This is a genomic window from Pseudomonas sp. CLCA07, assembly GCF_053615335.1.
In genome coordinates, this window is record NZ_CM132131.1 from 541,548 (window position 1) to 553,831 (window position 12,284).

Genomic DNA, 12,284 nt, shown 5'->3' on the forward strand with positions numbered 1-12,284 from the left:
GAGTTGTCCATGTTTGCCACCGGTTTTTCCTCGAATGACCTGATGTTTCTACTCAATGGCGCTTGGGTCACGCTGCAATTGACGTTCTGGTCGATCATCCTCGGCTCCATCGCCGGGTTGCTGTTCGGCTTGCTGCGGGCCTTGTTGCCACGGGCCAGCCTGCCGCTGGCCTGGGTGCTGGACGTGTTTCGCAGCGTGCCGTTGTTGATCCAGTTCGTGCTGTTCAACTCTCTCAAAAGCATCGTCGGCCTGAACATCAGCGCCTTCAGCGTCGGTTGCATCGTGCTCGGGGTGTACACCGCCGCGTACTTCACCGAGATCGTGCGTGGCGGCGTGCTAGCGGTGCCCTTCACGGTGCGCCGGGCCAGCCGCTCACTGGGCCTGAGTTTCTTGCAGGACCTGCGCTGGATCGTCCTGCCGATGGCCACGCGAGTCGCCTTCCCCGGCTGGCTGAACCTGGTGCTCGGTGTCATGAAAGACACCGCGTTGGTGATGTGGATCGGCATCGTCGAACTGCTGCGCGCCTCGCAAACCATCGTCACCCGCATCCAGGAGCCGTTGCTGGTGCTGTGCATCGCGGGCCTTATCTACTACGTCATGAGCCTGGTGGTTGCACGCCTCGGCGCTCGTCTGGAAAGAAGGTGGCAGGAAAATGATTGAAATCGACAACGTACACAAATCCTTCGGCAACCTCGAAGTGGTCAAGGGCGTAAACCTGACCGTGAACAAGGGCGAGGTGGTGTCGATCATCGGCGGCTCCGGCTCCGGCAAATCCACCCTGTTGATGTGCATCAACGGCCTGGAACCGATCCAGAAAGGCAACATCCGCGTGGACGGTGTCGAGGTCCATCACAGCGCCACCGACCTCAACCGTCTGCGACAGAAGATCGGCATCGTGTTCCAGCAATGGAACGCCTTTCCGCACCTGACGGTCCTGGAGAACGTGATGTTGGCCCCGCGCAAAGTGCTGGGCAAAAGCAAAGCCGAAGCCGAGGAACTGGCGGTGCAACAACTGACCCACGTCGGTTTGGGCGACAAGCTCAAGACCTTCCCCGGCAAGCTGTCCGGCGGTCAACAGCAGCGCATGGCCATCGCCCGCGCCCTGGCGATGTCACCGGACTACATGCTGTTCGACGAAGCCACTTCAGCCCTCGACCCGCAACTGGTGGGCGAGGTTCTGGACACCATGCGCATGCTCGCCGAAGACGGCATGACCATGGTGCTGGTGACCCACGAGATCCGCTTCGCCCGCGATGTGTCCGACCGTGTGGCGTTCTTTCGCAATGGGCTGGTGCATGAGATTGGGTCGCCGGATCAGGTGATTGGTAACCCGGTGCATGCGGAGACTGCGGCGTTTTTGAAATCAGTGAAATAACCCAAGGCCAACTCAACCCTGTAGGAGCTGGCTTGCCAGCGATGGTCGTCAACGATGACGCGTGCAGTCTGGATAAACGCGTCGTCCTTGCAATCTTCGCTGGCAAGCCAGCTCCTACAGTGATCGGTGTCGACCACCCATTTTATGTACACCACCAAATCCTGTAGGAGCTGGCTTGCCAGCGAAGAGGCTCTAACAGGCAACACAAGGAGGAAACCATGCGTTCATCAAAAGTAATCCATGTCGTCAGCTGCCACGCCGAAGGCGAAGTCGGTGACGTGATCGTCGGCGGTGTCGCCCCGCCGCCCGGCGCCACCGTGTGGGAACAGTCGCGATGGATCGCCAAGGATCAAACCCTGCGCAACTTTGTGCTCAACGAGCCGCGCGGTGGCGTGTTTCGCCACGTCAACCTGCTGGTGCCGGCCAAGGACCCGCGGGCGCAAATGGCCTGGATCATCATGGAGCCGGCGGACACCCCGCCGATGTCCGGTTCAAACTCACTGTGCGTGGCCACTGTGTTGCTCGACAGCGGCATCCTGCCGATGACCGAGCCGCAAACCCGAATGGTGCTGGAGGCTCCCGGAGGTCTGATTGAGGTGGTTGCCGATTGCCGTGATGGCAAAGTCGAACGGGTCGAAATCAAAAACGTGCCGTCCTTCGCCGATCGCCTCGATGCGTGGATCGAAGTCGAAGGTCTCGGCTCGCTCAAGGTGGATACCGCCTATGGCGGTGACAGTTTCGTGATCGCCGACGCCAAGGGGCTGGGCTTTTCCATCAGTCCGGACGAGGCCGCCGATCTGGTGAACGTCGGGCTGAAAATCACTCGGGCGGCCAATGAGCAATTAGGGTTTGTGCATCCGCTGAACCCGGAGTGGTCGCATATTTCCTTCTGCCAGATCGCGGCGCCCATCGTCCACGAAAACGGCATTGCCACCGGCGCCAATGCGGTGGTGATTCAACCCGGCAAAATCGACCGTTCACCCACCGGCACCGGCTGCTCGGCGCGCATGGCCGTGTTGCAGGCCAAGGGCCTGATGCAGGTTGGCGAACGTTTTATCGGTCGTTCGATCATCGGTTCCGAGTTCCACTGTCGCATTGACTCGCTGACCGAAGTGGCCGGCCGCCCCGCCATCTACCCGTGCATTTCCGGGCGGGCCTGGATCACCGGCACCCACCAATTGCTGCTCGATCCGAGCGATCCATGGCCACAGGGCTATCGCCTGTCCGACACCTGGCCGGGTGCTTGAGCGCTTAATCCCTGAACACCCAGACCAACGGCTACTAAATCTCCCCAAAAACCCGAAAAAGCACTGGCCGAATCTTTTCATTTTAAATATCGTATACGAAATACACTTAACGATCCGGAGGCAACAAATGAGCAAACGTATTAACTGGAGTGGCGTCTTCCCCGCGGTGACCACTCAATTCAACGATGACTTCACCATCAACCTGGATAAAACCCACCAGGTGATTTCCAACGTGATCCGCGATGGTGTGTCGGGCCTGGTGGTGTGTGGTTCGGTAGGCGAAAACACCTCGCTGACCGCCGAAGAAAAAATCGCCGTCACCGAAGTCGCTGTCGATGCTTCTCGCGGCCGAGTACCGGTGATTTGTGGCGTGGCTGAATTCACCAGCGTGCAAGCGGCCAAAGTCGCCAACGCCGTGCGCAAGGTCGGCGTCGATGGCGTGATGCTGATGCCGGCGTTGGTCTATAGCTCCAAGCCCTTTGAGACCGCCGAGCACTATCGCTACGTGGCAAAAAACGCCGACGTGCCCCTGATGGTCTACAACAACCCACCGATCTACAAAAACGACGTCACCCCGGACATCCTGATTTCCCTGGCCGACTGCGACAACGTGGTGTGCTTCAAGGATTCCTCCGGCGATACCCGCCGTTTCATCGACGTGCGTAATGAAGTCGGCGACCGCTTCGTGCTGTTTGCGGGCCTGGATGATGTGGTGCTGGAAAGCATCGCCGTCGGTGCCGAAGGCTGGGTCTCGGGCATGTCCAACGTGTTCCCGAAAGAGGGTGAAACCATTTTCCGTCTGGCCAAGGCCGGGCGTTTCGCCGAAGCCATGCCGATCTACGAATGGCTGATGCCGATCCTGCACCTGGATGCCCGTGCCGACCTGGTGCAGTGCATCAAACTGTGTGAAGCCATTGCCGGTCGCGGCAGCGCGCTGACCCGTCCGCCACGCCTGGCCTTGCCGGAAGCGGATCGGGTGTTCGTCGAACAAATCATGGCCAAAGCCCTGGCGAACCGTCCGCAACTGCCGGACGTCGGTCTCTGAGTGATTGCCGGGCGGGCCTTCACGGCCCGACCCGGCTGCCTGTTTTTGCGCCTCTACAGGAAACGTCAGTATGCCCAACCTTCAAGACACTCAACGCGCAACCACCCCCTGCGGACTCAAACGCGTCGTGGCCGCCGCCATGGCCGGTACTGTCGCGGAGTGGTATGAATTCTTTCTCTACGGTACGGCCTCGGCATTGGTTTTTGGCCAACTGTTCTTTCGCCAGACCGACAGCCCCGTCGACGGCATCATTGCCGCGTTCGCGCTCTACGCCGTGGGCTTTCTCGCCCGCCCGCTGGGTGGCCTGGTGTTCGGTCACTACGGTGACAAATTTGGCCGCAAGCGCCTGCTGCAACTGAGCCTGGTGGTGGTCGGCATCACGACGTTCCTGATGGGTTGCCTGCCCGGGTTCGACCAGATCGGTTACGCGGCGCCCGTGTTGCTGGTGCTGTTGCGGCTGATCCAGGGTTTCGCCTTTGGCGGCGAATGGGGTGGCGCGATCCTGCTGGTATCCGAACACTGCCCGGACAATCGCCGTGGCTTCTGGGCCAGTTGGCCGCAAGCCGGTGTGCCAGCCGGGAATCTGGTCGCGACGGTCGCCTTGCTGCTGTTGTCGTCGAACTTGTCTGAAGAGCAATTCCTCGCCTGGGGCTGGCGCGTGGCGTTCTGGTTCTCGGCGGTGGTGGTGTTGATCGGCTACTGGATTCGCACCAGTGTCGATGACGCACCGATTTTCAAGGAAGCCCAGGCTCGTCAGGCGCAAACCAAGCAGCAACAACTGGGCGTGACAGAAGTGCTGCGTCACCACTGGCGTTCGGTGCTGGTGGGCATCGGCGCGCGGTTTGCCGAGAACATTCTCTACTACACCGTTGTGACCTTCTCCATCACCTACCTCAAGTTGGTGGTGCATAAGGACACTTCAGAGATTCTGTTTCTGATGTTCGGTGCTCACTTGCTGCACTTCTTCCTGATCCCGCTGATGGGTTACCTGTCCGATCTGGTCGGGCGCAAACCGGTCTACCTCGTCGGCGCCGTGCTCACCGCATTTTGGGGTTTCGTCGGCTTCCCGATGATGGACACCGGGAACAACTGGCTGATCATGGCCGCCATCACCCTGGGCCTGGCCATCGAATCGATGACCTATGCACCGTATTCGGCGCTGATGGCTGAGATGTTCCCGACTCACGTGCGCTACACCGCCCTCTCGCTGTGCTACCAGGTGGCGCCGATTTTTGCCGGTTCCCTGGCCCCGCTGATCGCGATCACTCTGCTCAACAAGTACCACAGCTCGACGCCGATCGCCTGGTACCTGGTCGGTGCCTCGCTGATTTCCGTCGTTGCCGTAGGGCTGACCCGGGAAACCCGTGGCAAGTCGCTGCACGCGGTGGATGCCGAGTCCGCCGCGCGCATTGCTGCGCTGGACACCACCGTCCCCGCAGCCCCGCGCCGGAGCGATTCACTGGCGTGACCCAAAACCTGTAGGAGCGAGGCTTGCCCGCGAAGGCGGTGTGTCATTCACCATCAATGTCGGATGACACACCGCCTTCGCGGGCAAGCCTCGCTCCTACAAGGGTTGTATTACCTTTTACCCGACAGGAGTTTCCATGCCCCAGATACTCGGCCACAACTACATCGGCGGTACACGCAGCGCCGCCGGCAGCATTGCTCTGCAAAGCCATGACGCCAGCACCGGCGAGGCGCTGCCCTTCTCTTTCATACAAGCCACCGAGGCCGAGGTGCACGCCGCCACTCAGGCCGCTGCCGCTGCATTCCCTGAGTTTCGCAACATGCCGGCGGCACGCCGTGCGGATTTTCTTGAAGCCATCGCCGCACAACTGGATGCCCTGGATAACGAATTCGTCGCCCTGGTCACCCGCGAAACCGCATTGCCGAACGCACGGATACAGGGTGAACGCGCACGCACCAGCGGCCAGATGCGCCTGTTCGCCCAGGTCCTTCGTCGCGGTGACTTTTATGCTGCACGCATCGACCGCGCCTTGCCCGAGCGTCAACCGCTTCCACGCAGCGACCTGCGTCAGTACCGGATCGGCGTCGGCCCCGTGGCGGTGTTCGGCGCCAGCAACTTCCCGTTGGCGTTCTCCACGGCCGGCGGCGATACCGCTGCGGCCCTCGCCGCCGGTTGCCCGGTGGTGTTCAAGGCCCACAGCGGACATATGGCGACCGCCGAACAAGTGGCCGATGCAATCATCCGCGCTGCCGAGCAGACCGGCATGCCCAAGGGTGTGTTCAACATGATCTACGGGGCGGGTGTGGGTGAAGCCTTGGTCAAACACCCATCGATCCAGGCCGTCGGTTTCACCGGTTCGCTCAAAGGTGGCCGTGCACTGTGCGACATGGCTGCCGCACGACCACAACCGATTCCCGTGTTCGCCGAAATGAGCAGCATCAATCCGGTCGTGGTGTTGCCCGAAGCACTGAGCGTTCGCGGCGACAACATTGCCAGCGAACTGGCCGCCTCTGTCGTGCTCGGCTGCGGCCAGTTCTGCACCAACCCGGGATTGGTCATCGGCCTGCGCTCGGGGCAATTCAGTGCCTTCACCGAGTCCCTAACTGCGCTGCTGGCTGAACAACCGGCGCAAACCATGCTCAACGCCGGCACCCTTGGTAGCTACGAAAAAGGGGTGCAGGCATTGCTCAGCCACCCGGGCGTGACCCACCTGACCGGTCATGGCCAACACGGCAATCAGGCGCGCGCCCATCTGTTCAAGGCCGACGTCAGTTTGCTGCTCGAAGGTGATCCATTGCTACAAGAGGAAGTGTTCGGCCCGACCACCCTCATCGTCGAAGTAGCCGACAAGGCCGAACTGGGCCAGGCGCTGAACAGTTTGCACGGTCAACTCACCGCGACCCTGATTGGCGAACCACAGGACCTGCATGAGCACGCAGAGCTGCTGGCCCTGCTGGAACAAAAGGTCGGTCGGGTGCTGTTCAATGGTTACCCCACGGGCGTCGAAGTGTGTGATGCGATGGTGCATGGCGGTCCCTACCCGGCCACTTCCGATGCCCGTGGCACCTCGGTCGGCAGCTTGGCCATCGAACGTTTCCTGCGCCCGGTGTGCTACCAGAATTGCCCTGACGCGCTCTTGCCCGACCCGCTGAAAAACGCTAATCCACTGGGCATTGCCCGACTGGTCGACGGCAACAGCCACCGAAACCCGATCTGAAAAACACGCGGACACCTTGTAGGAGCAAGCTTGCTCGCGAAGGCAGTGTGTCAGTCAACAGGGATGTTGACGATGCCGGCCCCTTCGCTGGCAAGCCAGCTCCTACAATAATCAATCAAGCCAACAGCGCTTTTAGGTCGTTATACAACGCCTCGGGAATCTGCACCCCTTCCACCAGGCTATGCGCCCGCGCCTCGTATCGCCGTTGGGATGGCAAGCGTGCGCCCTGCCCTTCGATCGCCTGGAACAACACTTCGGCCCTGGCCAAATGTGCCTCCGTCGAGTCCCCCAAAAAACGCCGTGGATCAAGGGCAATGATCAATTCACCATGGTACGGCGACGACTTGCTGCCCGCGTCGTAAGCCAGTGACTCGGCGCTGGTGAGGTCACCGATCAACGGCCCGGCAATCAGCTCCACCATGGCCGCCAGCGCCGAGCCCTTGTGCCCGCCGAACGTCAGCATCGCGCCGCGGTCGAGCACGACGTTGGCATCGGTGCTGGACTGCCCCTGCGCATCCACGCCCCAGCCCTCGGGGATCGCTTTGCCGGCACGGCGGTGCAGTTCGATGTCGCCACGGGCGATGGCACTGGTGGCGAAGTCGAACACAAAAGGATCATGTCCCTGACGGGGCCAGCCAAAGGCAATGGGATTGGTGCCGAACACCGGCAAGCGCCCACCGGCCGGGGCCACCCAGGCATGACTCGGATTACACGCCAGCGCCACCAGGCCGGCAGCAGTCAACTGCTCGATCTCCACCCACAGCGCCGAGAAATGCACACAGTGATTGATCGCCAACGCCGCGATCCCGTTGACTCGGGTTTTCTCCGTCAACAGCGGCAAACCCGCCTGAAAAGCCAGCTGCGAAAAACCACCGCCGGCATCCACCCGCACGATCGACGCCGCCTGATTGATTACCTCAGGTTCGGCGGTGGCCGAGACTTTGCCGGCCCGCAGGGAATTGACACACCCCAGAATCCGGTACAAACCGTGGGAGGCACAGCCGTCACGCTCGCCGGCGATAACCGTCGCCGCCACCGCACGCGCATGGGCCTGGTTAAAACCGTTGTGCAACAGGATCGATTCGGCCAACGCATGGGCTTCGATCAGGGTCAGTCGGATCATGGTCATCTCCTTGGACAGACCGGTCAGGGTGGTCTATTCGAGGCGATAGGGCTTGATGGGTTTGCACGGGGGGAGTGACGAAATCAGCATAGGTGCTTCATCAAGGACCCGCGACAGTGCAATGACGAGCAATGCACTGTCGCCCCTGTCGGTCAGGCCTTCGTACTTCGTGCAACCGGCACCACCACCGCCGATTTCCTCGCCAACAGGTAGTAAAGAACGCCCGGCACCACCAGCCCGACGATCCAGGAAATATCCACGCCACCCAGCTGCGCGACCATCGGCCCGGAGTAGAAGTGCGTGTCGACAAAAGGCAGCTGGATCAACACGCCGCTGACATACACGCTGATACCCAACACGTTCCAGCGACCGTAACGCCCTGCCGGGTCGGACAAGGCCGGGATGTCATAGCGCTCCTTGTTGATGAAGTAGTAGTCCACCAGGTTGATCGCGCTCCACGGGGTGAAGAACGTCAGCAAAAACAGGATGAAGTACTTGAACGAGTTCAGGAACGAGTACTGGCCGACCAATGCGAGCGTGGTAGATGCCGCGACGATCAGCAATACAAACAGCATGCGCTGGCGGGCGGTGATTTCCAGGCGACTGCGGAAACCGCTGATGATGGTGGCCACGCACATGAAGCTGCCATAGGCGTTAAGCGTCGACACCGTGACCTTGCCGAACACCACGCTCAGGTACAGCAGCGACGCCATCACCCCGGTACTGCCCAGGCCGACGATGGTCGCCACTTCGTGACCGCGAAAGTTGGTGCCGGCCAACGCAGCGGCAAACACCCCCAGCACCATGGACGCCTGGGCGCCTAGCACAGTCCCCAGGCCGACGGCGGTGAAGGTTTTCCAGGACGAGGTTTTGCTCGGCAAGTAACGCGAGTAGTCGGCCACATACGGGCCAAACGCAATCTGCCACGACGCCGACAGCGACACCGCCAGCAGGAACGTGCTCCAGCCAAAGTGGCGGTTTTCCAGGAGCAGGCCGATGTCGTTGAGAGTCATCAACCGGGTGAACAGGTAGGCGAAGGCGATGATGCCCAGCACGCTGGCCACCCTTCCCACCAGGTGAATCACCCGATAGCCGAAGATCGTCAGGAACGCGATGCACGCGGCAAATATCAGGATGCCGGTGCTGTCGCTGACGCTGATCAACTGGGCAATCGCCTGCCCGGACAGGACCGCGCCGGTGGCGCTGAAACCGAGGTACATCAGGCACACCAGGACAATCGGGATGGCCGCGCCGTACACCCCGAACTGCACACGACTGGAGATCATCTGCGGCAACCCGAGTTTGGGTCCCTGGGCAGCATGCAAGGCGACGACGGCGCCGCCGAGCAACTGGCCGATCAGCAAACCGATCAATGACCAGAACACATCACCCCCCAACACCACGGCCAGCGCCCCGGTGACGATCGCGGTGATTTGCAGGTTGGCACCCAGCCACAGGGTGAACTGGCTGTAGAGGCTGCCATGACGCTCGGCCTCGGGGATGAAATCGATCGAGCGTGTCTCGATCAGGGGACTTCGTTGCTGATTATCGTGGAGCTGAGTCATTATTTTTATTCTCTTCAAAGGTAGAAGGCATTCACACAATTCAAGGTGGGCATGGGTCATGCCGATCAGTTAAGCCACAACACGGTCCGTAGCAGCTGGCGAAGCCTGCGTCCGGCTACGCAGCAGTCGTGAAATCAGACGATGCGGTGTTTCAGGTAGACCGCAAACTCAGGTTTACGACTGCTGCGCAGCCGGACGCAGGCTTCGCCAGCTGCTACAGAAATTGCGTTAACGCAGAAATTTTTTAACTGATCGGCATTAGTGGGAATGGGGTTATTTTTGTTGTTCGGTCATGGCCACTTGTCCCACGAACGGCGCTTTGGCCCACACGACTTTGCCACCGACCACCGTCATCAGCACCGCGTTGCGAGCCAATTCATCTTCAGGCACCTGCATGAAGTTTTTGTCCAGCACGATCAGATCCGCAAACTTGCCGACCTCGACCGAACCGACGACGTTCTCCAGCTTCAGTTGCTCGGCGGCGTTGAGGGTAATGGTGCGCAGCACTTCGGCACGGGATAGCGCCGGGTCGGCATTCAGTCGGCCGGCGTACTTGGGGCCATAGCTGTGCGGGTTCAGCGGATCACCGGAACGGGTGACACCGATCTTCAGCGCCAGGAACTCGTCGAGCGGGTCGACAGGCCAGTCGCTGCCATACGCCACCCGGCCGCCAGCGCGGGCGATACTGCCCGAGGGTTCCATGCGGGCAAAACGTGCAGGCCCGAGGTGATCGCTGGTGCCGTCGACCGTGGACGGCGCTTGCTGCGCCCACTGGAAGGACATGTTGGCAGTCACGTCGAGGGACTTGAAGCGTCCATAGTCGGCGGGGTCCACAGACTCGTTGTGGGTGATGGCCGGGCGAAAACCATTGCCGGGCAATTGCTGGCGCACGTATTCGATGCCATCGAGTGAGTCACGCACGGCGCGGTCGCCGGTGGCGTGCAGGTGCGGGTCGAGGCCGGCTTGCACGGCTTGCAACAGCAACGGTTTGAGCACTTGCGGCGGGAAATACAGCTCGCCAACGTTTTTACCCGGCGCCCATTTTGGCGCCTTATCGGTGCCAGCGTTGTGCAGGTACGGCGTCAACATCGCACCGGTGTCCGCCGGCGCATTGATGATGCCATCCATGAACAATTTGACGTGACGCATACTCACCCCCGGCGCGACTTTGGCGTCGCCCTGGTCGTAAGTCGCGGCCATCGCCTTGGCCTCGGCGATGGTCTTCGTCGGGTCGGCCGCTGCGGCCGCCGGGTCCAGTTTTATCGCCAGCAAGGCCCGGGCGGTCAGCTCACCCGACTGCTGCAAGGTGGTGAACGCTTTGCCATTTTCCGGCCCCGACAAGGCATCGAAGAAACTGGTGATGCCCTGTTGACGCATGGCGTCGAGCGCAGCGCGGGTCTGGTTGAGTTTTTCGGCATCGGTGGCCGGAGGCACCACGGCGGCCATTGCGTCCGCTGCACCGTCTTCGCAGATGCCGGTGAGGTTGCCGGCACTGTCGCGCACATACTTGCCATCACTGGGGTTGGCCGTGTGCTTGTTGATGCCAGCGACCGCCAGGCCGCGCGAGTTGGTCAGCACGGTATGAAAATCGGTGGAGCGAACCTGAATCGGCCGGTTGGTCTTGAGTGCGTCCAGCGTCGATTTGTCGGGGTCGCCATCGAGTCCGTCCATGCCCATCCGGTCCCAGCTGCCGACTTCGAGCCAGACATCAGGCCCCTTATCCTTGTCGGCATCCAGGCACGCCTGAATGGTGTTCTGGAACTCTTTACGCGTCATGGTCTGGTATTTCAGGTCGCACAAAGTCATGGCACGACCGCCGTCGCCCGGGTGCATGTGCGCATCGATGAACCCCGGCATCAGCATGCGCCCCGCCAGATCGATCAGCTGGGTTTGCTTACCGATGTACGAGGCAACCCCTTCGTCATTGCCGACATAGACAATCTTCCCACCCGTGACGGCAATCGCTTGCTGCACCGAGTTCTGGCCATCGACGGTGTAGACATAGCCGTTGCGCATGACCATGTCTGCCGGGGTCGAACCCTGCGTCTGGCACCCCACCAGCGCCAGACCGGAAAATGCGGTTGTCGCCGCAACGGCGACAAAAAGCCTGGAAAATTTCAACTGCCTCACCTCTGTTTTTATAGTTTTGGAAGAGGCCCGAACAGCCTGCGCGCAAGCCCCTGATATGCAAGGCATACCCTATAGCGCGCGGGCTTTGGATGGACCTCCACAAATGAGGAGGGGTAAGGCGATTAGCTGGCCTGCCAGACAGGCCTATCTAGATTTATTCAGGATCACTTAATTTTCACCACCAATACGCGCTTGTATTTGCGAAAGGAAATCGTCAGGAAGCATTACATTGCTTAGAGAAAAACGTTGATTCGTCTCTTTTAAATCAATGATAAGCGTCTTGAAAAATGGATTACGCCGAACTCGGACTGAGCGTATTTCTTCGTTCAGGATCAGGTCTTGACGATGAAAACCAACAGCCTCATCACGAAAAATCAATCCTTCGGGGACAATGGATATGCTGACTTTATGGTCACGCCTTGCGAAGATGCTGGTGGCGCCAAGTATTATGGTCACCAGCACTGAGATACCAATCGGCCACAGCCCTAAATAACCACTAAACTGGAGAATAGGAAAAACAAGCAGAAGTGTCGTCACGATGCCACTTGCACAAAACCAACTCATAATTCCAAGTCCAACTTCCAAATCAAAACCAGCCTGCATAATTTTTCCTT

General features: G+C 60.3%; 10 protein-coding genes. 6 read left to right on the forward strand and 4 right to left on the reverse strand.

Features of this window, described 5'->3' with window-relative positions; genetic code table 11:
• Positions 1-9 precede the first annotated feature (9 nt).
• From ACWGZX_RS02565 to ACWGZX_RS02590, 6 genes are all read left to right on the forward strand, one after another.
• Positions 10-660, forward strand: coding sequence for an amino acid ABC transporter permease (locus ACWGZX_RS02565; protein ID WP_027924790.1), 651 nt, complete (start codon positions 10-12; stop codon positions 658-660).
• A complete protein-coding gene (locus ACWGZX_RS02570) occupies positions 653-1,375 on the forward strand; it encodes an amino acid ABC transporter ATP-binding protein (RefSeq protein WP_452627164.1) in 723 nt (240 codons plus the stop codon). Before ACWGZX_RS02565 ends, ACWGZX_RS02570 begins: the two co-directional genes overlap by 8 nt.
• A gap of 218 nt (positions 1,376-1,593) precedes the next feature.
• Positions 1,594-2,622 carry a trans-3-hydroxy-L-proline dehydratase gene (locus ACWGZX_RS02575; RefSeq protein WP_452627165.1) on the forward strand — a complete coding sequence of 343 codons (1,029 nt, stop codon included), beginning with the start codon at positions 1,594-1,596 and terminating at the stop codon, positions 2,620-2,622.
• Positions 2,623-2,749: 127 nt separating this feature from the next.
• A complete protein-coding gene (locus tag ACWGZX_RS02580) occupies positions 2,750-3,667 on the forward strand; it encodes a dihydrodipicolinate synthase family protein (protein WP_223521390.1) in 918 nt (305 codons plus the stop codon).
• Positions 3,668-3,737: 70 nt separating this feature from the next.
• On the forward strand, positions 3,738-5,135 hold the full coding sequence (gene abaF, locus ACWGZX_RS02585) for a fosfomycin efflux MFS transporter AbaF (RefSeq protein ID WP_452627166.1): 1,398 nt from the start codon (positions 3,738-3,740) through the stop codon (positions 5,133-5,135).
• 136 nt (positions 5,136-5,271) lie between these two features.
• Complete coding sequence (locus ACWGZX_RS02590) at positions 5,272-6,852, forward strand: aldehyde dehydrogenase (NADP(+)) (RefSeq protein ID WP_452627167.1); 1,581 nt, start codon at positions 5,272-5,274, stop codon at positions 6,850-6,852.
• A 115-nt stretch (positions 6,853-6,967) separates the two neighbouring features.
• Here the strand turns inward: ACWGZX_RS02590 and ACWGZX_RS02595 are convergent, their stop codons facing one another.
• The 4 genes from ACWGZX_RS02595 to ACWGZX_RS02610 form a co-directional block, all read right to left on the reverse strand.
• The gene (locus ACWGZX_RS02595; RefSeq protein WP_452627168.1) at positions 6,968-7,975 is read right to left on the reverse strand and encodes an Ldh family oxidoreductase; all 1,008 of its coding nucleotides are present in this window, start codon (positions 7,973-7,975) and stop codon (positions 6,968-6,970) included.
• A gap of 152 nt (positions 7,976-8,127) precedes the next feature.
• Positions 8,128-9,540, reverse strand: coding sequence for a purine-cytosine permease family protein (locus ACWGZX_RS02600; protein ID WP_452627169.1), 1,413 nt, complete (start codon positions 9,538-9,540; stop codon positions 8,128-8,130).
• A gap of 273 nt (positions 9,541-9,813) precedes the next feature.
• A complete protein-coding gene (locus tag ACWGZX_RS02605) occupies positions 9,814-11,661 on the reverse strand; it encodes an amidohydrolase (protein ID WP_452627170.1) in 1,848 nt (615 codons plus the stop codon).
• Between the two features lie 177 nt (positions 11,662-11,838).
• The gene (locus ACWGZX_RS02610; RefSeq protein ID WP_452627171.1) at positions 11,839-12,273 is read right to left on the reverse strand and encodes a hypothetical protein; all 435 of its coding nucleotides are present in this window, start codon (positions 12,271-12,273) and stop codon (positions 11,839-11,841) included.
• Positions 12,274-12,284: the final 11 nt, after the last annotated feature.

Coding starts and splice junctions, on each gene's coding strand:
- ACWGZX_RS02565 (WP_027924790.1), top strand. CDS start 10: ATGTTTGCCACCGGTTTTTCCTCGAATGACCTGATGTTTCTACTCAAT.
- ACWGZX_RS02570 (WP_452627164.1), top strand. CDS start 653: ATGATTGAAATCGACAACGTACACAAATCCTTCGGCAACCTCGAAGTG.
- ACWGZX_RS02575 (WP_452627165.1), top strand. CDS start 1,594: ATGCGTTCATCAAAAGTAATCCATGTCGTCAGCTGCCACGCCGAAGGC.
- ACWGZX_RS02580 (WP_223521390.1), top strand. CDS start 2,750: ATGAGCAAACGTATTAACTGGAGTGGCGTCTTCCCCGCGGTGACCACT.
- abaF (WP_452627166.1), top strand. CDS start 3,738: ATGCCCAACCTTCAAGACACTCAACGCGCAACCACCCCCTGCGGACTC.
- ACWGZX_RS02590 (WP_452627167.1), top strand. CDS start 5,272: ATGCCCCAGATACTCGGCCACAACTACATCGGCGGTACACGCAGCGCC.
- ACWGZX_RS02595 (WP_452627168.1), bottom strand. CDS start 7,975: ATGATCCGACTGACCCTGATCGAAGCCCATGCGTTGGCCGAATCGATC.
- ACWGZX_RS02600 (WP_452627169.1), bottom strand. CDS start 9,540: ATGACTCAGCTCCACGATAATCAGCAACGAAGTCCCCTGATCGAGACA.
- ACWGZX_RS02610 (WP_452627171.1), bottom strand. CDS start 12,273: ATGCAGGCTGGTTTTGATTTGGAAGTTGGACTTGGAATTATGAGTTGG.